This is a genomic window from Shewanella sp. KX20019 (assembly GCF_016757755.1).
Classification (GTDB): domain Bacteria; phylum Pseudomonadota; class Gammaproteobacteria; order Enterobacterales; family Shewanellaceae; genus Shewanella.
Window position 1 is genome coordinate 1,079,126 of record NZ_CP068437.1, and the last position, 25,608, is coordinate 1,104,733.

At 43.1% G+C, this 25,608-nt stretch carries 26 protein-coding genes; 17 read left to right on the forward strand and 9 right to left on the reverse strand.

Annotated elements, in window-relative coordinates:
• Positions 1–18 precede the first annotated feature (18 nt).
• A complete protein-coding gene (locus JK628_RS04675) occupies positions 19–363 on the reverse strand; it encodes a DUF3718 domain-containing protein (protein WP_202288119.1) in 345 nt (114 codons plus the stop codon).
• A 219-nt stretch (positions 364–582) separates the two neighbouring features.
• Complete coding sequence (gene pyrC / locus JK628_RS04680; protein ID WP_202288121.1) at positions 583–1,620, reverse strand: dihydroorotase; 1,038 nt, start codon at positions 1,618–1,620, stop codon at positions 583–585.
• A 288-nt stretch (positions 1,621–1,908) separates the two neighbouring features.
• Between pyrC and JK628_RS23440 the strand changes: the two genes are divergently transcribed.
• Positions 1,909–2,436: a type II secretion system protein gene (locus JK628_RS23440; protein ID WP_272931645.1), complete on the forward strand. Its 528-nt coding sequence runs from the start codon at positions 1,909–1,911 to the stop codon at positions 2,434–2,436.
• A 36-nt stretch (positions 2,437–2,472) separates the two neighbouring features.
• The gene (locus JK628_RS04690) at positions 2,473–3,159 is read left to right on the forward strand and encodes a pseudouridine synthase (protein ID WP_202288123.1); all 687 of its coding nucleotides are present in this window, start codon (positions 2,473–2,475) and stop codon (positions 3,157–3,159) included.
• Between the two features lie 187 nt (positions 3,160–3,346).
• Here the strand turns inward: JK628_RS04690 and JK628_RS04695 are convergent, their stop codons facing one another.
• The gene (locus JK628_RS04695) at positions 3,347–5,515 is read right to left on the reverse strand and encodes a cation:dicarboxylate symporter family transporter (RefSeq protein WP_202288125.1); all 2,169 of its coding nucleotides are present in this window, start codon (positions 5,513–5,515) and stop codon (positions 3,347–3,349) included.
• A gap of 464 nt (positions 5,516–5,979) precedes the next feature.
• On the opposite strand from JK628_RS04695, the gene JK628_RS04700 reads away from it, so the two are divergent.
• Positions 5,980–6,750 (forward strand): hypothetical protein, encoded by a 771-nt coding sequence (locus JK628_RS04700; protein ID WP_202288127.1) that lies wholly within the window; start codon positions 5,980–5,982, stop codon positions 6,748–6,750.
• 86 nt (positions 6,751–6,836) lie between these two features.
• On the opposite strand, the gene JK628_RS04705 is transcribed toward JK628_RS04700, so the two are convergent.
• The gene (locus tag JK628_RS04705) at positions 6,837–7,733 is read right to left on the reverse strand and encodes a LysR family transcriptional regulator (RefSeq protein WP_202288129.1); all 897 of its coding nucleotides are present in this window, start codon (positions 7,731–7,733) and stop codon (positions 6,837–6,839) included.
• 174 nt (positions 7,734–7,907) lie between these two features.
• On the opposite strand from JK628_RS04705, the gene JK628_RS04710 reads away from it, so the two are divergent.
• Both JK628_RS04710 and JK628_RS04715 read left to right on the forward strand, forming a co-directional pair.
• Entirely contained in the window at positions 7,908–8,456 is a 549-nt protein-coding gene (locus tag JK628_RS04710) for an NADPH-dependent FMN reductase (protein WP_202288131.1), read from the forward strand.
• Between the two features lie 285 nt (positions 8,457–8,741).
• A complete protein-coding gene (locus JK628_RS04715) occupies positions 8,742–9,815 on the forward strand; it encodes a LysR family transcriptional regulator (protein ID WP_202288133.1) in 1,074 nt (357 codons plus the stop codon).
• 54 nt (positions 9,816–9,869) lie between these two features.
• Here the strand turns inward: JK628_RS04715 and JK628_RS04720 are convergent, their stop codons facing one another.
• The gene (locus JK628_RS04720; RefSeq protein WP_202288135.1) at positions 9,870–10,850 is read right to left on the reverse strand and encodes a LysR family transcriptional regulator; all 981 of its coding nucleotides are present in this window, start codon (positions 10,848–10,850) and stop codon (positions 9,870–9,872) included.
• Between the two features lie 390 nt (positions 10,851–11,240).
• Here JK628_RS04720 and JK628_RS04725 point away from each other — a divergent pair, with 390 nt between their 5' ends.
• From JK628_RS04725 to nrfD, 4 genes are all read left to right on the forward strand, one after another.
• A complete protein-coding gene (locus JK628_RS04725) occupies positions 11,241–11,744 on the forward strand; it encodes a DUF2726 domain-containing protein (protein WP_202288136.1) in 504 nt (167 codons plus the stop codon).
• 96 nt (positions 11,745–11,840) lie between these two features.
• On the forward strand, positions 11,841–12,314 hold the full coding sequence (locus JK628_RS04730) for a cytochrome c3 family protein (RefSeq protein ID WP_202288137.1): 474 nt from the start codon (positions 11,841–11,843) through the stop codon (positions 12,312–12,314).
• Between the two features lie 11 nt (positions 12,315–12,325).
• Complete coding sequence (locus JK628_RS04735; protein WP_202288138.1) at positions 12,326–13,009, forward strand: 4Fe-4S dicluster domain-containing protein; 684 nt, start codon at positions 12,326–12,328, stop codon at positions 13,007–13,009.
• Positions 13,006–13,947 carry a cytochrome c nitrite reductase subunit NrfD gene (gene nrfD / locus JK628_RS04740; RefSeq protein WP_202288139.1) on the forward strand — a complete coding sequence of 314 codons (942 nt, stop codon included), beginning with the start codon at positions 13,006–13,008 and terminating at the stop codon, positions 13,945–13,947. The genes JK628_RS04735 and nrfD overlap by 4 nt, the downstream gene beginning before the upstream one ends.
• 388 nt (positions 13,948–14,335) lie before the next feature.
• Here nrfD and JK628_RS04745 read toward each other — a convergent pair whose 3' ends face one another.
• A complete protein-coding gene (locus tag JK628_RS04745; protein ID WP_237524250.1) occupies positions 14,336–14,548 on the reverse strand; it encodes a hypothetical protein in 213 nt (70 codons plus the stop codon).
• Between the two features lie 301 nt (positions 14,549–14,849).
• Between JK628_RS04745 and JK628_RS04750 the strand changes: the two genes are divergently transcribed.
• Complete coding sequence (locus JK628_RS04750; RefSeq protein WP_202288141.1) at positions 14,850–16,619, forward strand: ABCB family ABC transporter ATP-binding protein/permease; 1,770 nt, start codon at positions 14,850–14,852, stop codon at positions 16,617–16,619.
• A 168-nt stretch (positions 16,620–16,787) separates the two neighbouring features.
• Positions 16,788–17,051 (forward strand): hypothetical protein, encoded by a 264-nt coding sequence (locus JK628_RS04755; protein ID WP_202288142.1) that lies wholly within the window; start codon positions 16,788–16,790, stop codon positions 17,049–17,051.
• Here the strand turns inward: JK628_RS04755 and JK628_RS04760 are convergent.
• Both JK628_RS04760 and JK628_RS04765 read right to left on the reverse strand, forming a co-directional pair.
• On the reverse strand, positions 17,048–17,242 hold the full coding sequence (locus tag JK628_RS04760) for a hypothetical protein (protein WP_202288143.1): 195 nt from the start codon (positions 17,240–17,242) through the stop codon (positions 17,048–17,050). The two genes, JK628_RS04755 and JK628_RS04760, sit on opposite strands and share 4 nt — an antisense overlap.
• 218 nt (positions 17,243–17,460) lie before the next feature.
• Positions 17,461–18,006, reverse strand: a complete 546-nt coding sequence (locus JK628_RS04765) for a SixA phosphatase family protein (RefSeq protein ID WP_202288145.1) — start codon at positions 18,004–18,006, stop codon at positions 17,461–17,463.
• A gap of 163 nt (positions 18,007–18,169) precedes the next feature.
• Here JK628_RS04765 and JK628_RS04770 point away from each other — a divergent pair, with 163 nt between their 5' ends.
• The 6 genes from JK628_RS04770 to JK628_RS04795 all read left to right on the forward strand — a co-directional run bounded on the left by JK628_RS04770 (position 18,170) and on the right by JK628_RS04795 (position 24,791).
• Positions 18,170–18,919: a ferredoxin--NADP reductase gene (locus tag JK628_RS04770; protein ID WP_202288147.1), complete on the forward strand. Its 750-nt coding sequence runs from the start codon at positions 18,170–18,172 to the stop codon at positions 18,917–18,919.
• A 10-nt stretch (positions 18,920–18,929) separates the two neighbouring features.
• Positions 18,930–19,526, forward strand: coding sequence for a glutathione S-transferase (locus JK628_RS04775; RefSeq protein WP_202288149.1), 597 nt, complete (start codon positions 18,930–18,932; stop codon positions 19,524–19,526).
• A 190-nt stretch (positions 19,527–19,716) separates the two neighbouring features.
• Positions 19,717–20,724, forward strand: coding sequence for a Fe(3+) ABC transporter substrate-binding protein (locus JK628_RS04780; protein WP_202288151.1), 1,008 nt, complete (start codon positions 19,717–19,719; stop codon positions 20,722–20,724).
• 143 nt (positions 20,725–20,867) lie between these two features.
• Entirely contained in the window at positions 20,868–22,499 is a 1,632-nt protein-coding gene (locus tag JK628_RS04785) for an ABC transporter permease (protein WP_202288153.1), read from the forward strand.
• Position 22,500: 1 nt separating this feature from the next.
• Entirely contained in the window at positions 22,501–23,529 is a 1,029-nt protein-coding gene (locus JK628_RS04790; protein WP_202288155.1) for an ABC transporter ATP-binding protein, read from the forward strand.
• 323 nt (positions 23,530–23,852) lie between these two features.
• Positions 23,853–24,791 carry a Dyp-type peroxidase gene (locus tag JK628_RS04795; RefSeq protein WP_202288157.1) on the forward strand — a complete coding sequence of 313 codons (939 nt, stop codon included), beginning with the start codon at positions 23,853–23,855 and terminating at the stop codon, positions 24,789–24,791.
• Between the two features lie 74 nt (positions 24,792–24,865).
• On the opposite strand, the gene JK628_RS04800 is transcribed toward JK628_RS04795, so the two are convergent.
• Positions 24,866–25,327 (reverse strand): cupin domain-containing protein, encoded by a 462-nt coding sequence (locus JK628_RS04800; protein ID WP_237524141.1) that lies wholly within the window; start codon positions 25,325–25,327, stop codon positions 24,866–24,868.
• Between the last annotated feature and the right edge of the window lie 281 nt (positions 25,328–25,608).

A 25,608-nucleotide genomic window follows, 5' to 3' on the forward strand; every position in this document is an offset into this window, starting at 1 on the left:
CCTTTAGCTGAAATGCCGTTAAAACGTGACGATGTATCTGTTATCAGCCGTTCTGTTCAACGCTATGGCTTGCTCTAGGTCGGTAGCGCTAGTGTAGCGGGCTATTTTATCTGCTACTTTTGTTGAACCTTGCGCCAATGCAAAATCATGAAATTGTTGGCCATTACAAACTAAATTTGGAAAGACATTTTTTTTATTGATTCTGTTTTCTTTTACAGTGCGATTAAACTTATATAAGTTATCTTGTGTTGCCGCTTTACAGACTGCAATAAGACTGTTTTCGATAGTCGGATGCATGGCTGCCGTTGCAGAAAACACTAATGAGGATAAGTAAATCCCTGTCAGTACGATTCCCGTCTTCATGTTTCTCTCCTGAAATTTAAGTGATCTAATGAAGCAAACTAAAGGTGTGTGGTTTGCAATCTCGGGATTAAAACCGATACTAAGGAGTGAGGCTGTACGCCAATAGTATTAAGCTGTCTTTAGCTGAGTATGTTTCACTGATGTTGTCTCGGAGTATGACTTTTGACTGAACATAAAAAAGCCCGCTATCAGCGGGCTTTCATATTAACTCTTCTGAGGTTAGAGCGTTTTTACTTTCCAGTTGACCTCTTCACCAGCAAAGAAAGGTACGATTGGATTACCGTTAGGCAGAATGATCTCTGACGGTACAGTCCAGGTTTCTTTTACCAGCGTCACTGTACTGGTGTTTCGCGGCAGACCGTAAAAGTCTGGGCCATGGATACTGGCAAAGCCTTCTAACTTATCGAGTACACCTAGGTCGTCAAATACCTGTGCGTATAGTTCCAATGCACTCCAAGCGCTATAACAACCAGCACAACCACATGCTGATTCTTTGCGGTGCTTTTCGTGTGGCGCGGAGTCAGTACCCAAGAAGAACTTACTAGAACCAGTAGCAACCACTGCGCGTAGCGCCTCTTGGTGTGTGCTGCGTTTCAGAACCGGTAGACAGAAGTTATGTGGGCGGACGCCGCCGACCAGCAGATCATTACGGTTAAGCAATAAATGCTGCGGGGTAATGGTGGCTGCAACGTTATCAGCCGCAGACATAACAAACTCAGCAGCCTCTTTAGTGGTGATATGTTCAAACACCACTTTCAGGCTTGGAAAGGCATCAACAATACGTGATAAGTAGCGCTCAATGAAGAGTGCTTCACGGTCGAAAATATCGATATGCGATTCGGTCACTTCACCATGAACCAGCAGTAGTAAACCATGCTTGGCCATCGCTTCAAAAATCGGGAATAGTGAATCTAATGCTTTTACCGCTGCATCTGAGTTGGTCGTCGCTCCTGCTGGATAAAGCTTTGCAGCAACAATACCCGCAGCTTTGGCATCGATGATGTCTTGCTCTGTCGTATTGTTGGTCAGGAAAATCGTCATTAACGGTTCAAAGTTAGAACCTGCTGGGCGAGCAGCCAAAATACGCTCTCGATATGCAGTGGCAAGTTTTGCATCTGTGATCGGAGGTAAAAGATTTGGCATCACGATAGCGCGATTAAATAACCTTGCTGTTGCTGGTACCGTTTCTTGCAACATGTCTCCATCACGGAAATGAAGGTGCCAATCGTCTGGTGTCAGTAGGGTAAGCTGCGTCATGTAGAGTTCCTAAGCGTTTACGACAATATATTAGGTGTTTTCTTATATGCTATTTTTGCGAGCTATATTGTGCCTGAAATAGTGATCGCATAATAGCTGAACCTGTAAAGATAGCCATAGGGCCTTGTATGTTGTCGCCACTTTACGTGCTGAATTTGTTTAACTGCCAGTGTGTTCTCTGCAGCATCTCCAGTTGGCAGATTTCTTCCAAATTTGCAGGTAGAATATAAACATATAAGGCAGATAAGCCTTAAGCTCATAATACGCTGGCACTTAAAGGGACATTGTATGGACAGAGAAAAGGGATTTACGCTGATAGAGTTGGTGGTTGTCATCATTATTTTGGGCATTCTTGCTGTTATTGCTGCGCCAAAATTTATAAATTTTTCTCGTGATGCCAAAATCAGTGCGTTGGAGGGGATTGGCGCCGCGATTGTATTTGCCGCGGATGAAACCTATTTAAAAGCCCAAATTGAAGGCGCCGCACAAGCACGTAGTTCAGCCAGCAATCCACCTTACGTTGAGATCCCTGCGGGTATCTTTGAGCTAAAGTACGGCTACCCTGAAGCGTGGCCCGAGAGCGGCTTAGGTATCTTAGATATGGTTGAGCTTGATGACGCCATTAATGTTTGTTTTGGAAATGGTTGTGATAGTTCAAGCAACTCTAGCAGGGTGCAAATAGGCTACGACTTAGTGCTGGGGCAGTCGCTTCCTAGTGACAGCGAGGCCTGTTTTTTTCGTTATAGTGAGCCAGGAGGTACGGGGGGGAACTCAGCGACTCGTTACACACTTACCTATTTTACCGATGGCTGTTAGGTTGTCGCTTCTCCTTTAATTAAGAGCTCCAGCCGAATGCGCCTTGATAAATTTTTGTGTAAAAGTACAGAGTTAACCCGTGCAGCAGCCACTGAGTGTATTGAGCTTGGCACGGTGAGTGTGAATGATCAGGTCATTACCGAAGCCAGATTCCAAGTGCATGAAAACAACAGCGTTGTGTGGAAGGGTGAGCGGTTAGTCGCGCGGCCATCGCGCTATATTATGCTGCACAAGCCACTCAATACCTTGAGCTCAAATGTCGATGGTGATTACCCCAGCCTGTTTCATTGCATCGATATAGATAGAGCAGAAGATCTGCATATTGTTGGTCGATTAGATGCAGATACCTCAGGATTAGTGCTGCTGACCGATGACGGTCGTTGGTCATTTGAGATCATTAGACCTGAAAAACAATGCCCAAAAACCTACAGGGTAACTTTACGCGACCCTATTGACGATAATGTTGCTGTAAAATTTTTAGCCGGTGTTCAACTGCAAAACGAATCACAACTTACTGCGCCAGCTCAGCTTAACATCGTGACTAAAACCGAAGTTCTGCTGACAATCACCGAAGGTCGCTATCACCAAGTTAAGCGCATGTTTGCAGCTGTGGGCAACCGAGTCAATGGCCTGCATCGAGAACAAATAGGGAGTTTAAAGTTGGATGTAGAACTAGGGCTGTGGCGCTACCTTACCCCTAAGGAAGTGGCCGATTTTCTTTAATACCCTTTAACGTTATAGTAAGCCTAGGCGCTATTGATGAATTGGTATTAATTTGAAACAACCTGTAAAAACACCTCTTTGGAAAGCTTTTTGGCTATAGCCATCATGTTGTTGCTGTGATTTTTGCTATTCTCTTTGGCTTGACGCTTCACGCACTCTTGAGTCGCTTTTTTCTGTAGGCATAAGCTTATTCCACCCAGTGCAGTACATCACGAATAATCGACCAGCGAGGCTGTTTTTCAACGGCGCCTTGACCCAACATCCAATAGTTATAGATCTCATCTTGATGGCCGTCGACCTTGCGTAGACGCTGCCAGTTATTGACATAATTGAGCAAGGATTGATTTGTCTGGGCTACAGCGTAGGCAACCGGGTAACGTGACTTACTCTCGAGCAGAGCAATGCCGTAACCGGGGAAGAATAGCGTCCAAGCAGAGCCTGCTTGAGCGCTAATGACTACCGCATCATACTTGTCTTTTTTCTGTCTGAAGAAGTCTTTATAACCGTCTATTTTTACAAAATTAATATTTGGTGCTTGCAAACGGGCATCCTCAATGACGTCACTATGTTCTACATAAGCAATCGTGACAGCGCTCATTTGCAATATTTTTTCTGTGCTTTTAAAGCTATTAACTAAATGATCTTTGGTCGCTAGCGCTAAGTTTAATTCGAGCACGGGATCTGCATAACTGAGTGCATCCATCTGCTCGATATCCATCGCTAAACCAGACATGGCAATATCGAAAAAACCAGCATCTAAAGCTTGAGCCAGTTTGTTTTTCTTGAATGGAATAAACTCAACTTTAACATTGAGATCTTCGGCGAGCTTTGTTGCCATCGCAGTATCGAAACCGACAAGATGACCTGCATTGTTGTAGTAACTAAAGGGGACATTGCTAGGAATATAGCCGACTCGTAGTATGCCTCGGCTGCGTATTTTTTGAATGCCGGCAACTGCTGAACGCGGGGTGGTACCTATCACAGGAAACTGCTTACTGACTTTGGTCGGCACTTTATCAGCCACCTGCATATTGGCAATTACACCGCTGGTGGTCTCGGGGCTATGGATAAACAGCCCCATGCCAACGCGACAGACTACCAAGGTTAAAACAAGGCTGATGCCTATCCCGAACCCCATTTTTAGCAATTGAGGCGGGCGTACCTTAAGGCTTTTTTCAAACAATGCCGCTGTAAGCAGTGTTAGTACAAACAGGTTCATTACTGCCGCTATAGAGTTAAACTTACCGGTGATAAAGCCTGACATTACAAATAACTGAAATAGATCAGATGGCAATTGGACCAAATCCAGCATAAAGGGAATAGCGACATAAACACTGCCAAATAGCGACAGCAAACCACTTATTGAAAGTGATGGAATGCTGCTGATATCAACGGGTGTTCCATTAAACCAACCGGCAAACAGCACGAATAGTATGACGGTTAGCTTACCGATATTGGGGAAGGTGAACGCTATCGGCACCAAAATCTCTATTAAGGTGGCGCCATCTTCACTCAGTTTATCGTGCTCACGCATGATCTGCTTACACTCTTCTACAATCACTGGGATAACAATAAAGATGTTACCGGTGGCAAATGCAGTCACCAAGCTCGCTTTCGAGATCCGCAGCGCTTGCGCAAAAGTGATAGGGGTTAAAGAGGCAACAATCCACGGCAGTATCCAAAATGTCAGCAGCAAGCAGAGTACAAAGTAGCTGATCAGATACACCTGCATACTGGCAAATTCGTCAACACCCATGGTGCCAGCTGCTGAGGCTGACATGGCAAAAATACCAATCGGGAGGACTTTGACTAAGCCTTGAGTGATGCGAGAAAATATCTCTGAACTGGTGTGCATAAAGGCCAAGATTTGCTGTTTGTTCTCACCTTGCATACCAATTAGTGCCAGCCCCATGGCAATACTGAAAACCACCATCGCGGGCACATAGCCTGCTGCCATCGACTCGAACGGATTTGCGGGGATATAGAGTTTGAAATAGTTGATAGGTGTCACGGGCTCAATACTGCTGGTACTGAAGAAAGACGCTGACTCAACCACAGGAAATGAGAGCGGCATTAGCGCCACTGTGAGTAACCCTAAGCCCCAGAGCAGTAGCATGATGAGTCCTGCACGGCTGAAAATAAGCTTGGCGGTGCTCTTTTGCAGTTTACCAATACCACCCACGAGGGAGACTACGATATAAGGAAGAACGGTCATCTGCATCAGCAATATTACACTGGTGCCTATGGTGTCCATCCAGCCAACGGATTCACCAAAGAATAGCCCAACAGCGAAACCCACAAACATGGCCACTAACATCTGTGTCGAGCTGCTCACTGTGAGAATTTTTTTTAGCACTGGTTCCGTCCAATTATTATTCTAGTTCTATATTAGTGAAAACTCAGTCCAGCTAATGCAGGCAAGAGATAAGTCGTGTTCATTATAGATAGCGTTAACTTTAAAGTAAGTGTTTTAAAGTTTTCTTATAAATATTAATAAATTGATTTGCTAGCGACTTCAAGGTTTTTGAACTAACAACATTCATCGCTGCTTGGTTTTAGCGGCGTGGTTCATTCGGTGCAGATGCTCTGTGAGGAGCAGCTAAATAGCAGTGAATTATTGGTGGCTGACACAGCACCTATCATAACCAAAGCCAGCGTCAGCCTCGAATTAGTCGACCAATATCTCGCAAATTGAGTAATAGTTGCTAGGCTTTATGCGTGATTATGTTGGTATCTCTCAAGCGTTAATACGCTCAATTTTATTTACTCTAGCTGTAATGTTGACGTGATTGCGACTCACTCATTGAAAGGATTATAGAGATGAAAAAAATTCTATTAAAGACACTCAAATACAGTTGTATTTTGATGCTGGCCTTATTGAACTCAGCCAATGCTGCCCATCATAAGCCTGACTCACTTGCGGATGTTTGGGTAATGGTGCCTAAAGCAGGTCAAGAGGTAGCCTTTGAAGCAGCGTTTAGCAAACATGTTAAATACCGCGCCAGTAAAGGTGACACTCGATCTTGGAAGGTATATCGCCCTGCGATAGGTACAGGCATGGGGCGTTATATTATTCGCTACTGCTGCACGAAATGGAAAGATGTTGATGGCTATTTACAATGGCAGACCGATAACAAAATACTGGATGATTGGTATGCAAACGTAGCGCAACATGTTGGTCATTATGAGCACTTTTATAGTCGTATCGATATGAAAAACAGCCATTGGCCAGATGACACTAAAGAGTTTAAATATTTTGCCGTGACAAATTATAAAGCGAAAATGGGTAGTGTTAAATCGATAGCTGAGGGTAAGAAGCTACTAAGTGATAACGCCAAAGCGATGAAGTGGCCTTACTTTTGGTCATGGGCTGACTCTATTGGCGGTAAAGGTGGACTTAGCTTAGTGATCCCTTATAAAAATTACGCTGAGATGACGCCTCCTGACAAGTCATTCTCCCAAGCGTTAGCAACCCATATGGGGGATGACGCTAAAGCGGGAGCTGCATTAAAAGCCTGGTCTGAGAATTTTCATTCGACGACTTATACAGTATATCGGTTGGTGGAAGAGCTATCGATGCCTGACAAATAATGGCCCAGATAAGATAGTTAGTAAATAAAGCCGCTGATGCGGCTTTATTTTTGTAACTGTAACTGTAACTGGGCTAAAGGCTGGCTCTAGCCCAAACGCTCGGCGGCGAGATCGATAAAGGCTCTTACCTTTGGCGACAGGTGTTTTCTACTGGGGTAGATCACAAACACATCAATGTCGACGGCTGGAAAGTTATCAAACAGCACTTCTAATTGATTGTTTTGCAACTCTGCTTGCATATAGAAGCTGGGTAGCCTTGCTACGCCATGACCTTCTAGTACCAGTGCAATTTGCATCTGGCCATTATTACAGAGGATCTTGGGGCGCACATCAACAAAGAAGGCCTTGCCCTCATTATCAACATAGTCCCAGCGGCTAGGTATTTTCAGGTTGGAATAACAGATCCCATTGTGATTAGCCAATTCACGTGGATGGTAAGGTTTGCCATGACGTGAAATATACTCTTTTGAGGCCACGGTATAAGCTTTGCTGCTATAAAGCTTACGACAAATAAGGCTAGATTCATCAAGCTGTGACGATGCTCGAATAGCAAGGTCGTAACCATCGGCAATGACATCAGTACGCTTATCGCTTAAATCTAGCTCTAAGCTCACGTTAGGGTAGCGCTGTAGGTATTCAGAAATAATAGGTTTAAGATGATTTTGCGCAAAGCCAACAGGGCAGCTTAGTTTTAATACTCCTCTAGGGCTGACATCATGTTGAGTGATTAAGCCTACTGCCAGTTCCGCATCGCTGATTAATTGCTGACACTGTTGATAATACGCCTCTCCCTCGGGGGTTAAGCCGATAGAGCGAGTGGTTCGGTTGAGTAGCCTAACGCCGAGGCGAGCCTCGAGTTTATTAACCTCTTTACTTATATAGGACGTTGAATGACCCATGGCTTCGGCCGCTGCTGAGAAGCCACCACTCTTAACGACTTGAGCGAATACCACAACACCATCAAATAGCTTATTAATAGTCATATGGAAATAGTTTCTATCTTTTTAGGTTATTAATTACATTTGAATTCTAATATACACTTGTCTCTATCGGGTTGTCGCTCAAAACTTAGTCTTTCACTAATTATTATGTCGGCAATTTAAACCAACATCTGCTGCAGGCTTAACTGCAGAGTTAACAAAATAGAGAGTCAGAATATGAAACTATTAGCCTTTGCAGCCAGTAACAGCACTAAGTCAATCAACAAGCAGCTTGCCACGTATGCAGCCTCTCTAGTCGACGGTGCTGACGTTGAAATATTGGATATTAATGATTACGAAATGCCGATCTTTAGCCAAGATAGAGAGGAGCTTTTGGGCCAGCCAGCGCTAGCACAGCAGTTTTTTGCTAAGTTAGGTGAAGCCGATGCGATTATTATCTCTTTTGCTGAACATAACGGTTCATATACTGCGGCATATAAAAATTTGTTTGACTGGACCTCGCGTATCGACATGAAGGTGTTTCAGAATACCCCTATGGTATTGCTTGCGACCTCGCCAGGACCTGGCGGGGCAGCGACTGTACTGGCAGCAGCCTCTGGCTCGGCGCCGTATTTTGCTGCCGATGTGAAAGGGTCGCTTTCTATCCCAAGCTTTTTCGATAACTTTGATATGGAAAAGCAGGAGCTGCGAAACCCACAGCTAAAAACAGCATTAGTGGCTGCATTAGCTGGGCTTACAGACGATATGCTTGTAGATGTCGGTTAAAGTTAAAGGAGTTAAATAAAGCCTGATTTGCACGTCAGGCTTTTTGTCATGGCTCTAGTTATGAATGCACCGTGCTGCAATGTTTTTCTGAATGCTCTTTGATAAATAAAAAACCTTAGTGTCACATTACAATGTGACGAATCGCTCAGTATTGGTCTTATTGAGATGTTAAAAGGGTTGTTGCAATTCATATATTGGCGTTTGGTTACTGATGAGTTGTATCGAAAGTACCCTATGGCAAAGGGTTTGCGTTTCTATATCAATCGTTAGCAGAAGGACAGATTAATGTTGAAACAAGTCAGTCGGCTTGATTATTTCACTTTGCAGGTATTTATCGGTTTAGTTGAGCTAAAAAATGGCAGTGCTGTCGCCGAAAAGCTAACAACGACCCAATCAAAGGTGAGTCGTGCGCTAACAACCTTGCGAGACGTCTTGGGAGATGAGCTGTTTATAAGGCAGAAATACGGCTTTGAACCGAATCAGGTCGCCTTGAAAATTACCCCCATGGTACAAACAATATTGCAGCAGTTTGATAAGATTATCGACACGACATTAGTTAAGAAAGAGACAGCCTATGAGTTGACGTTTGCGGCAAATGAACATTGGTCATTAATGGTGCTTAATTGTATTCAGCAATCCTGTCGCTGTGTGGGTGGTGGGGTTTATGTCAATGTGCAGCCCTGGTCTGAAACCGTCAGTCAACGCTTATGCCAAGGCAAAATAGATTGCTCTATTTCTATTGAGCCCGTTAACCACGCAATGGTGAATGACAGCAAGATTGGCGATATAACTCACTTCTTTATTGTTGCCAAAACAGGTCACCCAATCCTTAAGTCTTCGCAACCTCTTACCGATCTCTTAGGCTATAAAATTGCGCTGGTAAACTCTAACCTGCAAGGCCATCAGATGCACCGTATTGAGGAGTATGCGCAAGCTAAGGATATCGATATTAAAGTTGCGCTTAAGTGCCCGAGTGTTCGTATGGTTGTTGATCATGTCAGCATGACGGATGACGTGGGGGTTTTGGTATCAGCTATGTCTTACTATTATTTTGAAAACAGGAAGGATGTTGATTTTATCGATATTTCTGATGAGTGGCGAAGTACACCTGAATTAACCAGTGACAGTTACTATCTACACAGCCATCAAAGTGTACTTCCTTCGATGGTTAACTGTTTAAGAAATTTATTAGGTGACAAATTAGTGGAGATGCAAAATCATTACGATAACATCTCCACCTCAATTAGCCCTCCAGAACCTATCACAACATGTTGTACTCATAAATCGTGTACCGCACTTGAGTGCGATCCAGACTGTCAGCAGCGAGCGTGTATCGAGGCGAGTGAATGCACTGCCTAACCTCCTATTCCTGAATAACTTGCCAGAATAGAAAGCTATTCTGGCTAAGTCATATTAATGCATGCTATGGGCTACTATTTGGCTAAGAGCCTGGGCTAGGCGATTAAAATTGTCTGAGTGACTGCCTTTCGCTCTCACGAGATATAATGTTGGACGAGACTGCGATAAATAGAGTCGATTGGTTTCCATCTCTGATAAACAGCAAACGTGTAGCCCTGGTAGTAAGTTACTTTGCTCATATATTTTACTGTAAGGCAGCAGCGCAAGGCTCTCGCTATCTGCCAGTAGTGGGTATAAATCATGGAAACCAGTACTGACTTTAACGTTATCGATATCAGCAAGTTGACAGTGGATATGATGCTGCTGGCAGTAGAATATAAAGGGATCAACTGAGGTAGGCGTTGCTAGGTTATAAGCAGTAACGTAGGGGTAGCTAGCTATGGTATCGATATCTAATTCTTGTTTTAAAATGGGATGATGTAGATCGCATACGAGATAGATATGGTTAAGCTTTTGCAAGGGGACGATATCCAAGGCATCAGCATAAAACTGTAATAACTGCTGATTTGATTCCGTGAGTATGGCGATATCAGTGACGCCATTTTTGATATCATTACAAACATTAATCGATTGAGTGTGCAGCTTATAGCTTATCGGTAGATCTGACTGATTGATCGCATTACTCAACTGTTGTGGAAGGTGTTGTATTAGCATATCACTGGCATAGATATTAATTTCACTACTGCTCAAGTTATTGGTACGCGCGGATAGTTGCTGCAGGTGTTCGGAGCACTGCAGTAGCTCTTTTGCGATGGGATAGAGCTGTTGGGTAAATTCATTAGGGATTAAACCATGCTTCTTTCGAATAAAAAGCGGGTTATTAAATATGGCTCTAGCATTTTGTAAGCAGCGGCTTACTTTTGGTGCTGGTATATTCATCTTTTTTGCAACAAAAGTTGCAGAATGCTCTTCGTATAAATTAACCAGTATGTTAATGCTGAGCATGTCTAGATTATCAAGAGTTATATTTTTCATGTTTAATACCCCTGCAAGCTCTAATCTTTAAAATAACAATATATTAAATATTGCTTGTGGTAAAACAATAATTGAAGTAAATATGTTAAACTTTCTCAAACCCTATATTTATATTTCTTAATAACTAATTGCTATGCTTGTTGTTGTGTAAGTCACTGTTGTTACGGTTTTTTATTTTCACTGTCATAAATGTGGTTTATAGGTTTCTATATTTTGATAATCTAATATCTACTTTCTGATTATCTGTAATTGTTAACGTCGGTAATTGATATTGTGACTCAGTTTTAAATTGTACAAATTGATTTTTATATCTGTTGCTAAGTATTGTTTGACGGAGTAATAATTATATCGAAGGTTAAATAAATAAAGTAAAACCATTGGAGGTTTATCATGAACGCCACCGTAATATTTAGTTATGCTTTTATGTACTTCGTTTTATTCCTGATTGTTCCTCTTGTCATTGTGACTTTTGTGATGACCTGCATTAAGTTTTTTAAATCAAGTGAAGTAGAGATGGTTGGGGCTGAGATTAGCATTAAACCACACCTACTCGATAAAGAGTCTATGCACTTTTTAAAAAGTCTTAAAGTGATTGCAAGCACGCGTTACGATGTCCTCTATGGTGCGTCACTAGTCAATGTGGTTGACATTGACGATTCGGTTAGGAATCACGAAGAGGTTCAAGATTTTATGGAGCATTGTCACCTTGATTATGTTGTTGTCGATAATGAATCCTCTTCAGTAAAGTTAGTGATTAGCAACCCTGATGAAAGCTCGCCTGAACAACTTAAGTTTGTCGAGAAGTGTTTGGACTATATTGGTGTGCAATTCATCAAGTTAGATAAGAATAAGCGCTGCGATGAAGCGTTAATAAAGACCGCTCTCGCCGCATAACATAGTCCAACTGAATCCAGCCTAGCGCCAAATATGTAGTTTGGCGCTCACTCTCCTAAACTCTTTTGTATTCACCTGTCGGTGTAAGGTTTTGTGATGTCGATTACTAACCGTTACGGCGTTGTTTTGCTCTATATTGTTTGGTTTGTTTTACTGTGGGTGAGCTTTCCAAGTAACTCTTTTGCCAAAGAGACAAAGGCAATAGCCGATAGTTCTTGTTTAAAGTGCCATAAACGTAATGGTCAAATGTTGGGGTTGCATGCCAACGAAGGGTTGGCACTAACCTGTGAAGATTGCCATGGTGAAAAAGGTAAGCACCCTCGAAAAGGTTCTGCAATTATTACATTTGGCACTAAAAGTGGCACCCCTATCAAAATACAAGCAGAGCAATGCTTAGCTTGTCATGATCATCAACTACTCGCAGTCGCTAACTGGACTCACAATGTGCATGCCAAAGGTGTTTCTTGCGGCCAATGTCATCAGTTACATCCTGAGATGGACCCGGCATTACAACTGCTAGGCCCGGAGCTGAGCCAGTCATGCGCTAAATGTCATCGAACTGATATATAAGGAGATGTACTGTGGACAATTCAAAGAGACGTTTTCTTAAAGGTTGTGGTGGTGTTATTGCGGGAATGTCGGTTTATACGGTGACCCAGACCCCACAGGCTAATACCACCGAGCAGGCCAGTGAGCTCAAGTATGCCATGGTGCATGATGAAAACCTTTGTATAGGGTGTAACGCTTGTGAAGATGCTTGCCGTCAGGTGAACCATGTTCCCGACGGCGTGACTCGGGTCAACATTGAGCGCAGTGGACCCTTTGGTGAATATCCCAATCAAAGTTATCGCTTTAGTAGGCACTCTTGCCAACACTGCGAAGCGGCGCCTTGTGTCAAAGTATGCCCGACAGGTGCGGCTTATATTGATGAAGAAACGGGTATTGTTGCAGTTAATGAAGATCGCTGTGTAGGCTGCCAATACTGTATTGCAGCTTGTCCATATCAAATACGCTTTATCAACCCTGAGACCAGAGTGGCCGATAAATGCGATTTCTGTCAACAAACTCAATTAAGTGAAGGTTTGTTGCCCGCTTGCGTGTTGGCATGCCCTACAAATGCACTGGTGTTTGGAAACTTAAAAGATCCAGCTTCTGCATTAGTGAAAACACTCAAATCTAAACCCACTTATCGAGATAAAGTAGATTTAGGGACTCGACCAAAGCTATTCCATGTGCGAACGATTGATGGGGAGATAGTGTTATGAGTGCATTTCATTTTGATGGATTAGTTTGGCATTGGCCGATTGCTATTTACCTGTTTTTAGCAGGCCTATCGGCAGGGGCGGTATTTTTTGCCATTATGCTTAAGCACTTTAAGTTAGCTGATAAAGCCTATTTATCGCCTTTTGTGCAGGCCGCAGCTGTTATTGCTCCTATAGCAGTATGTGCTGGTTTAGGGATCTTGGTTATTGACCTGACTAAGCCATTAGCGTTCTGGAAAATCTTGGTGTTCTATAACACCTCATCAGTGATGTCGATGGGAGTGCTGGTGCTACTGGTATATCAAGTGATGCTATTCGCCTGGCTTGGTAGCGTGTTTAGTACCCCCATACAGCAGTGGTTAAAACAGCGATTGCCATTGTTAAACAAACTATTGGCACTGTTGGCTCGGCATGAAGATGTGATTACCGGTGTGCTAGTCATCTTGTCGCTATCACTTGGTGCTTATACGGGGTTCTTACTGTCGGCACTGATTGGTTTTCCGTTGTTGAATAACCCCGTGTTACCCCTGTTATTTCTCATTTCAGGTTTGTCCTCTGGTGCTGCGGCGACGTTACTTGGCGGCGTATTAATGCGTGGTAATCCCAACGGCGTAGAGGTGCGGTTCATTCATCGCATCGAGATCCCAATGATCTTAGTTGAGATCGCGTTATTGTTTACCTTTTTTGCTGGGCTTATCTTATCTGGCGGTCAAAGCCAGGTTGCCGCCTTGAATGCTATTGGAGAGGGCTTTTGGGGTTGGATTTTCTGGGCCGGGGTAGTAGGAGTTGGATTAACCCTACCATTGGCGTTTAATTTGTGGATGAAAGTGTCGTCGGACAGGAAATTTGCCTATGTTGCTGTGACGGCAAGCTTCAGTTTGATAGGGGTGTTGTTACTGCGAAACTTCATTCTCTACACTGGGCAGATGACAGCTGTCTAGTTAAAACATGATAACAATGTAAGACTAGAAAATTGAGGTTAAAATATAGCGATAAAAAAGGCTGTTCACTTCATGTGAGCAGCCTTAATCTATACCTATCCTACCTGAAGATGCTCGTTTCAGAGGCGTTGTGCCAGTTCAATTCTAGGCGCATTAACATAGAAATGGTTATTCCCTTTTAGGCTAGTGCAACAACGAAGTGGGCTTGCACAACGCCTTCTGCGATGGGTTTTAATGGGCTTTACTCTGTGTTATTGATTTTACTAAGGGAACGACCATTAGTGGTAATCAATGCCTTGATTAAAGCCCATTAAATTCCCACTGAATCCTGCATCTTCAGTTAGGATGGGTATATGTACTATAAAAGCTTAATCAGTAACAAATTTAGTTATTGTTGATTTTGCATTATAAGATACTCATTTGCTTTGGCTAAACTGCCAAAGGAAGCAATAAGATTGCTTTGACCTTTTTCTTGGATTTCAGGGTTTTCAGATTGGGTCATCATCCATATCCATGTTTGGATGAGTGGTAAAGGTGGATATTTTTGATTGGATGAATCCAACATTTTTGCATCCTTTGATAGTTGACTTGAATCGAGCATTTTTGACGCCCTTGATTCCGTTCACTCTTAAAATTGCATAAAAGAGAGTAGCAAATTCTTTACTCTGGAGTAACAGGATCTGCACTGTTTTATGCAAGGCTATGAGAAAATATGCGGAGAAATACCTTATGCGACCAAAGATATCACCTGCATAGTGCTAAAGTAGTACTTTTTGTCTGTATGTTTCAAGGGTAATTTTACATTTTTTTTACAGGTGTGGCAGAGCTTATCGCTTTTCTGTCGGGATGAAACCGTGTTAAACCTCACCTGTTTTGGCCTTTTTTAATTTTTGGAAGTGATCATGCGCCCCTCTCTATATTTCGACGGTCCTATTGGTAAGCTCAACTGGCATGTCATCAAACTGCTATTGCCATACTTGCTTGAATTTAAGCAACGGGTCGGCTTAGCCTTGTTGTGTTTAGTGGTGGCAAAAGCGGCGAGTGTTAGTTTGCCCTTTGTTCTTAAAGCATTAGTCGATGGCCTGACATTAAAAAACGGAGAGTTATTAGCAGTACCGATTGGGCTAGTTGTTGCTTATGGTTGTCTGCGGCTACTCAACACCATTATCTCGGAGGTTCGAGATACGCTGTTTGGGCGGGTCACTGAACGTGCCATTCGACGATTGGGTATAGCGGTGTTTGAACACCTACATCGACTCGATATGGCATTTCATTTAGAAAGGCGCACCGGTGGCCTGTCACGAGACATTGAACGAGGTACCAGCGGTGTTAGTTTTTTAATGCGCTTTATGGTGTTTAATATCGTGCCAACATTATTGGAAATAGTGCTGGTGGTAGGCATTCTTTTCTACAACTATGGTATTGGCTATGCGGCCGTCACGCTATTGTCGGTCATCGCCTATGGTGCCTATTCTGTAGTGGCAACAGAGTGGCGTACTGGCTATGTTAGAGATGCGGCTAAAGCGGATTCGGTTTCTAGTACGCGCGCCGTCGATAGCTTATTGAATTATGAAACTGTGAAATATTTTAATAATGAGCAATATGAAGCTAATCGCTATGATAGTGCACTGGCAGACTGGGAAGAGGCGAAACGAAAGAATCGTTTGTCGTTATTTGCGCTGAACGCAGGGCAGGCTTGTATCATCTCTATTGCGATGACATTAATGCTGGCAATGGCGGCAACTGATGTGGCGCAAGGTGCAATGAGCATTGGTGACTTTGTACTGATTAATGCCTTTATGATGCAGCTCTTTATACCGCTTAATTTTTTAGGGTTTGTTTACCGAGAGATCCGCGGTGCATTTGCGAATATTGAGCGCATGTTTAGCTTACTAGATAAAGAGCCAATGATTGAAGACATCGATAATGCTAACACTGAGAAATTGACTCAGGGAGTGGTTTCATTTGAGCATGTCAGTTTTAGTTACGATAGTCGTAATATTCTCGATGATGTTAGCTTTACAATAAAGTCAGGGCAAAAAGTCGCGATAGTGGGCGATAGCGGCGCGGGTAAGTCGACCATAGTTAAGCTGTTGTTTAGGTTTTATGATGTGGCTTCTGGTTGTATTCGCATTGATGGGCAAGATATTCGTCAATTAAGCCAAGATACTTTGCGGCAAGCCATTGCAATTGTGCCGCAAGACACCGTGTTGTTTAATGATACTTTAATTGAAAACGTACGCTATGGTCGCCCATCAGCGACTGAGGAAGAGATTGCTGCTGCAATTAAAATGGCGCACTTAAGTGATTTTATTAGCAGTTTACCTGAAGGTGGCGAAACTCGTGTGGGTGAACGAGGTTTGAAACTATCGGGTGGTGAAAAACAGCGTGTCGCGATAGCGAGGGCGATTTTGAAGCGTTCACCTATCTTAGTGTTTGATGAAGCGACCTCTTCATTGGATAGCCACTCAGAACAAGCTATTTTAACGGCATTGAAAGAGGTGGCTAAAGGCCATACTAGCTTGGTGATAGCACACCGGCTATCAACCGTTGTGGATGCTGACCAAATATTGGTGTTGAGCAAAGGTCGAGTGGTTGAAACGGGGACTCATAGCAGTCTATTACAAGCGGGTGGCTTGTATTCCAAACTGTGGCGAATTCAACAAGAGTAACTGCACGTTATGACGATATTTATGTGAGTGTTTACAGTGTAATTGATTTGGTATCGATGACGTCATTGCTATAGGAAGTGATTTTAAGCAAAGGCTGTATACAATTCAGCCTAGGTTCAGACTTGTATGACTATAATATAACATCATGATTACGCAGAGAAGGTCACTATGAAGAACATACCTCTACTTGTACATATCGAAGGGCAAGACAGCAAGGTTAACACTGACTGGCTTGCCATTATGGCGACGCTCAAAAAGCGTGGTCTAGAAAAAGATGAGCTTGAAGTGGTTTATTTTGAGTTGTGTGCCGGTATGCGAGTCACTACTCGGGGATTGAGTCTAGCAAAAGCGAGTCCTGTAGATCCTCTTAAAGGACTGCTATATGAGCCGAAATTCTCTGCTCGTGACTATGCTGGAATGCTAACAGCCTAATAGTTGAGTTTACCAATTTTCCAGCCATCACAAAGTAAATTCTTTGGAGACGGTGTTTTCGTCGGTTGTAAGCTGATGATCTTGCCCTCTCTAAAGCAGACATACTCACCTTCAATAACTGTCATTCGTTGACAGTTATTACAACTTATCGATAATCCCTTGTTTGCTGAGGGCGCATCTTTGTCATCCATTGCTCTGCCCCATAGGTAAAAGATTATTATTTAGTTTCGCGCTACACAGAATTACATCCTACCTGAGCTAATACTTATTTACTAAATATTCTGTAGCTCAGAGTTACATCCTACCTGAGCTAATACTTATTTACTAAATATTCTGCAACCCCAGCTTAATTAACCTGAGGCTGGGTATGCTTTTAGCAACTTTGTTCAGAGTGGATTATCGCTCAAGCTCATTGACCAAAGCGAGATATCTCAATCTCAACCTCTGCGGATTGGTTAATTGTTAATTGGTAGAGCCCGCCATAACTTGATTCACCCAAGGCTTCAATTTGAGGCCCTCCTAAGGCTTTTATAATCAATGGTACGGTATTGGAATGACCTGCAATAACGCTATTGCCGCTCACGCTATCAACCAGTGCCACAATTTCAGCAATATGGGTTTCAATGCCGTCTTTGGTGCTGGCAATACTGACCTCAATATTTTGAATTGCGGCGAGTGGTTTCAGCGTCAACTGAGTTCTTTGGTAGTTACTGGCAATGGCTTGCGAGACGGTTAGTGCCGATAGGGCTTCAGCAAGAGCTTGCGCCTGCTGGTAACCGATTTTGCTAAGCACTGGATCACGTGTGCCGTCATCGAGTTTCTCAGCATGTCGAACCACGATGATAGTTTTGCTCTCGCTACTATCAATACTATTTTTTTCAGCCGCCGAGGCACTATTGTTAAAGGTAAGTGCTAGTACAATAAAGATGATAATAGACTTCAATAGGGTTGGCATTAGGGCATCCTTGGGTGTTCTTCTTCGGGTTAACTCGGTGAAAAGCCGACGCTAATGCGTCTTAAAGTTAACTGTCCTTAACTAGATATTGAGATTAGATTAATCTTTCTGAATATGAAATAAAAGCTTATGCTGAAACCACTACTCACTTTTGGGGCAAGCTATGTGGATTGAAGGTAAAGTCATTGAGCGGAATGACTGGAGTGACAAATTATTCTCATTAAAGATCAAAGTTGATATCGGAAATTTTATTGCTGGGCAATTTATTAAGTTGAGCCGAGTTGTTAATGATAAGCGCATAGGCCGCGCTTATTCATTGGTTAATCCACCAGGGACAGACTACATTGAGGTTCTCGCCGTTGCTGTTGATGACGGGCTGTTATCTCCTAACCTGCAAGCGTTGGCTAGCGGCGATGTCATTGATGTTGCAACAAAAGCAACCGGCTTTATGACTCTTGATGAGTTACCTAAAGATGACCATAAAGGTAAGCACTTATGGTTTCTCGCGACGGGCACTGCTGTGGGTCCTTTTATTTCGATGATGGCAACAGCTGAGCCATGGAGAAACTATCAGAAAGTCGTCTTAGTCTATGGTGTTCGAGAGGCGCAGGATTTAGCCTACCTAGAACAACTTAGAGCATTCGAAATTCAATATCCTTCACAGTTTGAGTTAGTACTGTTAGTGACAAGGGAGCCTGTCGATGGTGCGTTAAGCTGCCGGATCCCTGATGGTCTTTTAAATGGTGAGATAGAAGCGTTAGCGGGGATCAATATTTCAGCCAAGGAATCTCAAGTGATGATTTGTGGCAATCCAGGCATGATCACCGATGCACAGCAGGTGCTAAAAGATAGAGGGCTAGCCAAGAACTTACGCCGAGCACCTGGGCAAATAACGGTCGAAAAATATTGGTAAGGAAACCGTGATGAAACTGTATTACTCTGACGCTTCACCCTACGCCCGTTGTGTGCGTGTTTTTATTTGTTACCACAACATAAAAGGGGTCGAACAAATTATTGTTAACCCTTTTGATAACTCTCCAGAACTGCTTAGAGTTAACCCATTAGCCAAGATCCCCTGTTTACAGCTTAATGACGGTTCAGCGTTGTTTGATAGCGAAGTGATTATGCGTTACTTAGATACTGAATTTGGTCAGTCTCGCTTATTTGGCACTATGGTTAATAACTGGTCGCAGCAGTGTCACTTTTCATTACTGAAAGGCATTTTTGAAAGCGCTGTCTCGCTTAGGCAAGAGCAACTCCGAGAAGCTGAGGGGTTGCGATCTGCATTTTGGACATCGCGTTTTGAGCAAGCTTTATTAAGAGGCTTAAAAGAGGTCGAAACAATAGCAATCATTCGTTCACCAGAATTAACGGCGCTACAAATCATGTTAGTGTGCCTATTGGAGTACATTGATTTTAGGCATCCAGATCTGCCTTGGAGAAACGTAACCTCTGCACTCAGCCTTTGGTTAAAAGAAGCGCAACTCGCTAATGTTTTTGTCGCTACCCGCCCTGCGTAATCACCTTGTGTTGGTAACACTAGTAAATAGATGTTAATTAAGGGTTTGCTAAGGTAGCGAGTAGGATTTTTTGTTGTCAAAAGTATCACTAAAGCTTGCTGTTGCAGCCCTGATTGATTACCCTACTTGCAATTGAGAATTATTATCACCGTTGTGGTAATTAAAGGTATATTGATAAAGGAGTAGAGTAATGAGAATGATCAACAGTCTATTGATAGTTGGGCTTTTATGTAGTGCAACTGTGGTTAGCGCCGCTGAAAAATTGACAATCTACTCTTACCGACAAGCTTTTCTTATTGACCCTATTTTGACTGACTTTACCAAACAAACGGGTATTGAAGTTGATGTGGTTTTTTCCAAGAAGGGCATTGCAGAGCGCATGATGCGAGAGGGACGTTTATCTAAAGCCGATATCGTGCTCACATCTGATTTCTATCGTTTAATGGAGTTGGTTGAAAAAGACCTCGTTATTCCGGCAAGCAGCGATACGTTAGAGAAAAATATTCCACAAAAATACCGTTCACCAGACGATATGTGGTTCGCATTAACCATGCGTGTCCGTAACGTTTATAGCTCAAAAGAAAGACTGGGTAAGTTAGACATTAACTATGAAGATCTCGCCGACCCTAAATATCTCGGTAAAATTTGTACCCGCAGTGGCAAGCATCCTTACAATGTTTCTTTAGTCGCATCGATGATTGCGCACCATGGCGAGCAAGAAGCAAAAACATGGCTACAAGGCTTAAAAGCCAATCTTGCTCGTAAGCCTCAAGGTAATGACAGAGCTCAAGTTAAAGCGGTGAGTGAAGGCTTGTGTGACATCGCCATTGGCAACAGCTATTACTTAGGAAAAATGCTACAGGACCCTAAGCAAAAGCCATGGGCGGATGCGGTAGAGATTAATTTCCCTAACCAAAATAACCGTGGTTCACACATTAACGTATCAGGTATGGCGCTGGCTAAGCACACAAAGAATAGTGATGCCGCAATTCAGTTGATGGAGTTTTTATCAAGTGATGCAGCGCAGCAGACCTATGCTGATGTGAACATGGAATACCCGGTTAAAGCTGACGTTAGCCCCTCTAAATTAGTAGCCTCATGGGGAAAGTTTAAGGCGGACGATTTACCTATCTATAAGCTTGCCGAGTACCATAGCGCCGCAATTAAGCTACTGGATGAAGTGAAGTTTGATCTTTAAAGCAAGCTAGGTTTTAAGGTTGGGCTAACGCAATCGCGGTATAGTATAGTAACGCGAATGCTTCGTGGTTGTATTATAAAAACCTATCTTTCATGATAGGTTTTTATATTTCTGTTTTTCATGACTCTTAGGTCTCTGACATCATGATATTAGGCTTAGCTAGACGCTGGTCTGTAGCAAGCTACACATTGGCACTGCTGATTGTTATGCCGCTTATCGCACTTATTCTGCAATCACTGATGCCAGATGAAGCTGTTTTTGGTCATCTCATCGATACTGTTTTACCGACCTATATAAGCAACAGTTTACTGCTGATGTTTTGGGTGGTAATAGGCGCTCTTTTCCTCGCAATACCTGCCGCTTGGCTGGTGGCCAAATGTCGCTTCCCTGGGCGAAACATATTTCAATGGGCATTGCTGTTGCCGCTGGCCATGCCTGCCTACGTTGTCGCTTATGTATACACGGATCTGTTTGATTATGCAGGCCCGGTGCAAAGGAGTTTACGCGGTCTGTTTGGTTGGCAAACTCCCCATGATTACTACTTTCCCGAAGTACGCTCTTTAGGCGGCGCAGCAATCATGCTGTCGTTGGTGCTTTTTCCGTATATTTATCTGCTAGCTCGGACTGCATTTATGGAGCAATCAGTCAGCTTAGGGCACGCTGCGCGAGTTATGGGCTGCACTCCTTGGAAAAGTTTCTGGCGGCTGAGCTTACCCATGGCTAGACCTGCTTTGGCGGTTGGGGCCACGCTGGTTGCTATGGAAACCGCGGCTGACTTTGCTACTGTTAGCTATTTTGCGGTCCCCACATTAACGACGGCCGTTTATGATACTTGGTTTGAATATGGCAGCTTAACCGCAGCCGCTAAGATCTCGACCATTATGTTGTTTGTGGTCTTTGCTATGGTTGGTTTTGAGCGATTCGCGCGGCGAAAACAACAGCTTTTTCAAAAGCAATCAACCCCTGGAGAGCTAGATAGTTACTCATTGAGTGGTGTAAGGGCGTTTGCGGCAACAGCTTATTGTTTTGGCTTATTGACGCTAGCATTTTTGCTGCCATTCGTTATATTGCTGCAGTACGCTTGGGCCTATTTTGCCGAGAGTTGGAATGCCAAATTTTTTGAGTACAGTTTTAACAGTTTATGGATATCACTGTTGGTCAGCGTCATCTGTGTGTGTATCGGCATCCTGCTAATGTTTGTTAGAAGAGCTAGCCCTAGGCGAGCAGATATGTTGCCTTCAAGGTTTGCGTCAACTGGATATGCTTTACCTGGTACCGTGTTAGCCATTGGTATTTTAGTCCCCTTTACACTGCTTGATTTTGCGATTAACGATGTCGCCGAATATTTTGGCTTTGCAGGGCCGGGTTTAATATTAACTGGCAGCACCTTCATTCTTATTTGTGCTTTTTGCATTCGTTTTGCTGCTATTGCCATTGGTAGTATTGAAACTAGCTATAAACGTATTTCACCCTCTTTAGATATGGCGAGTGTTACCTTAGGTTTAACCCCAAAATCCTTGCTCACAAGGGTTCATATTCCTTTACTACGGAAAGGGATTTTTGCCGGGTTATTATTGGTCTTTATTGAGTGTATGAAAGAGTTACCTGCGGCTTTGCTACTCAGGCCGATTGGCTTTGAAAATTTGGCCACTTATGTATTTCAGTTTGTCTCAGATGAGCAGCTAGAACACGGCGCTTTGGCCGCGATTGTTATTGTGTTGGTGGGTTTAGTCCCGTTGATATACCTCAACCGTTCTTTGGAGCAAGAAAAGTAATATGGCAACGTTACAAGTAAGCAATGTCCATAGCCGTTACCATAAGCAGCTTGTGCTTAAAGGTGTCGATTTAACGGTAGAGAAAGGCGAAATAGTGGCCTTGCTGGGACCAAGTGGTTGCGGTAAAACGACCTTGTTACGGGCGATAGCGGGACTACAGAATATTACTGAAGGTGAGATCGTAATCAACGGTAATACAGTGGTGTCTGACAAGGAGTTTATCGCTAGCGAGAAGCGTGGCATCGGGATGATCTTTCAGGATTATGCTTTGTTTCCTCATCTTACCGTGGCAGAAAATATACTCTTTGGTGTGAAAATAGCGAGTAAAGAGCAGAGGCTGGCAAGGCTAGAAAAGATGCTGTCTCTGGTCAAGCTAGATGGATTAGCAGAGCGTTACCCACACGAACTCTCCGGTGGCCAGCAGCAAAGGGTATCTATCGCTCGATCGCTGGCCTATGAACCAGAAGTGCTGCTACTCGATGAGCCCTTTTCAAATATTGATGCCAAGGTTCGTCGTGAGATGATGCTTGAGATCCGCAACATTCTAAAGCAACATAATATTAGCGCCGTGTTTGTGACTCACAGTAAAGACGAAGCGTTTGTTTTCGCCGATAAGCTTGCGTTGTTTAACCAGGGTAAAATAGTGCAATGTGGTGACGCTGAGGGGCTATATTTACGGCCACAAGATAAATATGTGGCTGACTTTTTAGGGGCGAGCAATTATTTACCCGCTAGAGTTATTGCGGAAAAAACTGTGTCTACCCCTATTGGTGATATCGCTAGTGATCGTCCGCTTAACACGGCGTTGTATGGGGAAGTTGAACTTTTACTACGGCCACAACACCTGCAGATCGCTAAGAGTGAGCAGGGCATAGGTACCGTTATAGAGCGACGTTTTCTTGGCAATGTCTGCCAGTATTTGGTCCAATGCGATGAAATGACACTTGATGTTCATAGTGAAAATTTAGCTATCGAGATAGGTGAAAAAGTGACGATTAGCGCAACACCCCATAATTTAATTTTACTGTAACGGATAGTAGAACTACTGCATTAACCGACATATTTAAACTACTGACAATAAGCTGACCATTAATTCATTGTTTTATGGTCGTTTATTGACTACTTTAGTAAGCTTGGATTTAGAGCGTTTAACATATCATTGATTAAACGTTATCACAGCTTACTCGTGCTTATTACATGCGGCCAAACCGATGTGGCACAAGCATAGCGCTTCGCAAGTAGGTTAAATATAAGTCTTTATTCTGGTTAATGTGCGTCAGGTATAATTATTAAATGCTAAAGTTGTAGATAATATTGCCGAAGATTAATGATGAATAAGGGTTACATATAAAAATGGATAATCAGGTTATGCCTCGTGAACAGCTGGGAGTTTGTGCTGAAGGGAATTTGCACAGTGTCTATTTAATGTTTAATGCTAATGAGGGTATCGATTCGCAAATGCGACCATGCGTCGCCAATGTGGCCCAATACGTTCACGACCTTGCAGACCAATTCGCTGATAGCGCATTTAATGGATTTGTTGCTATTGGAGCAAATTATTGGGACACGCTTTACCCTGCTGCTCGGCCACAGCAACTAAAGCCGTTTCCGGCGATGAACCAAGAGAGCAGAGATGCACCTGCTATCGAGTATGATCTATTTGTGCACCTACGTTGTGATCGCTTTGATATTCTCCATTTGGTGGCCAATGAAGTGTGTCAGATGTTTGATGGACTTGTAGAGCTGGTCGATGAAGAGCGTGGCTTCCGTTTTATGGACAGCCGTGATCTAACTGGCTTTGTTGACGGCACTGAAAACCCTAAAGGACGCAGTCGTCAAAGTGTGGCACTGGTTGGCGATGAAGATAGCGAGTTCAAAAATGGCAGCTATCTTCATGTACAAAAGTTTGCTCATAATTTGAGCAAGTGGAATAGGCTGCCAGAAAAAAAACAGGAAGATATTATTGGCCGCACCAAAGTTGAAAATATTGAATATGAATCTGCAGATAAACCGTTAACTAGCCATATTAAGCGAGTTAACCTTAAAGATGCTGATGGCAATTCGATGGAAATACTACGGCAAAGCATGCCTTACGGCTCGGTTAAAGAGCAAGGGCTGATGTTTATTTCTACCTGTAGTAATTCGGTCAATTTTGAGAAAATGCTCGAGAGCATGATCTATGGCGACAAAGAGGGTAATCATGATCATCTTATGCACTTTACCCAAGCGCTAACCGGATCATCATTTTTTGCACCTTCACTAGATTTTCTAGAACGCTCTGCCAGCCGCTAGCAACTTAAAGTCATTTTGCTTTTTAGAAAAAACGCACAATTAGGTGCGTTTTTTCTATCGGGCATTTTTAGTGGCTATTTGCCTGTATCAGGATCCCAGTAGTTGGTTGGCCTTTTGGCATAGATCTCGTCAATGGCTCTAACTAACACTTTATTATTTTCAGGGTAGACAACAACATCGTGTCGATCCCTATTTCCCACGACCAAGAAAAGAAACTCTTTATCTGTGTCGTTTCTCAGTGTGTGTGCTATTGCTGTGGCCGCATTGAAACAGATGTAATCACCTTTTACAAAAGGGTGTTCTTCACCATCAATGAGTAGTGTGGCTTCCCCTTCAAGAGCGTATAGGTGTTCCTCTTCCTTGGTATGATAATGAGCTACAGTTGAAAATTTACTTGGGGCCAGTCTCTCCATGGTGACACCAATCTTTTCACCACCGGCAGCATCTCCAATATGTCTTTGCTGACTGGTATATTTTTCCGAATGCTGCCAAGACTCCCAGCAAACATCGTCGACTTTAATTATTTTTGTAGTCATTATATGTCCTTAACCCGAAGGTACTGCGTTTGTAATGCACAATCTCGCATGAATCTGACTGTGATTCAATATGGAACTCTTAAATAATGGGCGAAAAATAGCCACTGAAAAGTCTATTCTAAAAAATGAATAATAGCGGGCTGTTAACGAATTCGTTAATACGGCTTTATGCCGTTAAGCTGGCCATTCCAAATTCATTTGCTTATATGCGATTGAGGGGGGGCAATGCACTTAAGGCTTGGGTTCGTAGTCTTTGCCAAGGGTTATTGACATTCTTATCG

Coding starts and splice junctions, on each gene's coding strand:
- JK628_RS04675 (WP_202288119.1), bottom strand. CDS start 363: ATGAAGACGGGAATCGTACTGACAGGGATTTACTTATCCTCATTAGTG.
- pyrC (WP_202288121.1), bottom strand. CDS start 1,620: ATGACGCAGCTTACCCTACTGACACCAGACGATTGGCACCTTCATTTC.
- JK628_RS23440 (WP_272931645.1), top strand. CDS start 1,909: ATGGACAGAGAAAAGGGATTTACGCTGATAGAGTTGGTGGTTGTCATC.
- JK628_RS04690 (WP_202288123.1), top strand. CDS start 2,473: ATGCGCCTTGATAAATTTTTGTGTAAAAGTACAGAGTTAACCCGTGCA.
- JK628_RS04700 (WP_202288127.1), top strand. CDS start 5,980: ATGAAAAAAATTCTATTAAAGACACTCAAATACAGTTGTATTTTGATG.
- JK628_RS04705 (WP_202288129.1), bottom strand. CDS start 7,733: ATGACTATTAATAAGCTATTTGATGGTGTTGTGGTATTCGCTCAAGTC.
- JK628_RS04710 (WP_202288131.1), top strand. CDS start 7,908: ATGAAACTATTAGCCTTTGCAGCCAGTAACAGCACTAAGTCAATCAAC.
- JK628_RS04715 (WP_202288133.1), top strand. CDS start 8,742: ATGTTGAAACAAGTCAGTCGGCTTGATTATTTCACTTTGCAGGTATTT.
- JK628_RS04720 (WP_202288135.1), bottom strand. CDS start 10,850: ATGAAAAATATAACTCTTGATAATCTAGACATGCTCAGCATTAACATA.
- JK628_RS04725 (WP_202288136.1), top strand. CDS start 11,241: ATGAACGCCACCGTAATATTTAGTTATGCTTTTATGTACTTCGTTTTA.
- JK628_RS04730 (WP_202288137.1), top strand. CDS start 11,841: ATGTCGATTACTAACCGTTACGGCGTTGTTTTGCTCTATATTGTTTGG.
- nrfD (WP_202288139.1), top strand. CDS start 13,006: ATGAGTGCATTTCATTTTGATGGATTAGTTTGGCATTGGCCGATTGCT.
- JK628_RS04745 (WP_237524250.1), bottom strand. CDS start 14,548: ATGCTCGATTCAAGTCAACTATCAAAGGATGCAAAAATGTTGGATTCA.
- JK628_RS04750 (WP_202288141.1), top strand. CDS start 14,850: ATGCGCCCCTCTCTATATTTCGACGGTCCTATTGGTAAGCTCAACTGG.
- JK628_RS04755 (WP_202288142.1), top strand. CDS start 16,788: ATGAAGAACATACCTCTACTTGTACATATCGAAGGGCAAGACAGCAAG.
- JK628_RS04760 (WP_202288143.1), bottom strand. CDS start 17,242: ATGGATGACAAAGATGCGCCCTCAGCAAACAAGGGATTATCGATAAGT.
- JK628_RS04765 (WP_202288145.1), bottom strand. CDS start 18,006: ATGCCAACCCTATTGAAGTCTATTATCATCTTTATTGTACTAGCACTT.
- JK628_RS04770 (WP_202288147.1), top strand. CDS start 18,170: ATGTGGATTGAAGGTAAAGTCATTGAGCGGAATGACTGGAGTGACAAA.
- JK628_RS04775 (WP_202288149.1), top strand. CDS start 18,930: ATGAAACTGTATTACTCTGACGCTTCACCCTACGCCCGTTGTGTGCGT.
- JK628_RS04780 (WP_202288151.1), top strand. CDS start 19,717: ATGAGAATGATCAACAGTCTATTGATAGTTGGGCTTTTATGTAGTGCA.
- JK628_RS04785 (WP_202288153.1), top strand. CDS start 20,868: ATGATATTAGGCTTAGCTAGACGCTGGTCTGTAGCAAGCTACACATTG.
- JK628_RS04790 (WP_202288155.1), top strand. CDS start 22,501: ATGGCAACGTTACAAGTAAGCAATGTCCATAGCCGTTACCATAAGCAG.
- JK628_RS04795 (WP_202288157.1), top strand. CDS start 23,853: ATGGATAATCAGGTTATGCCTCGTGAACAGCTGGGAGTTTGTGCTGAA.
- JK628_RS04800 (WP_237524141.1), bottom strand. CDS start 25,327: ATGACTACAAAAATAATTAAAGTCGACGATGTTTGCTGGGAGTCTTGG.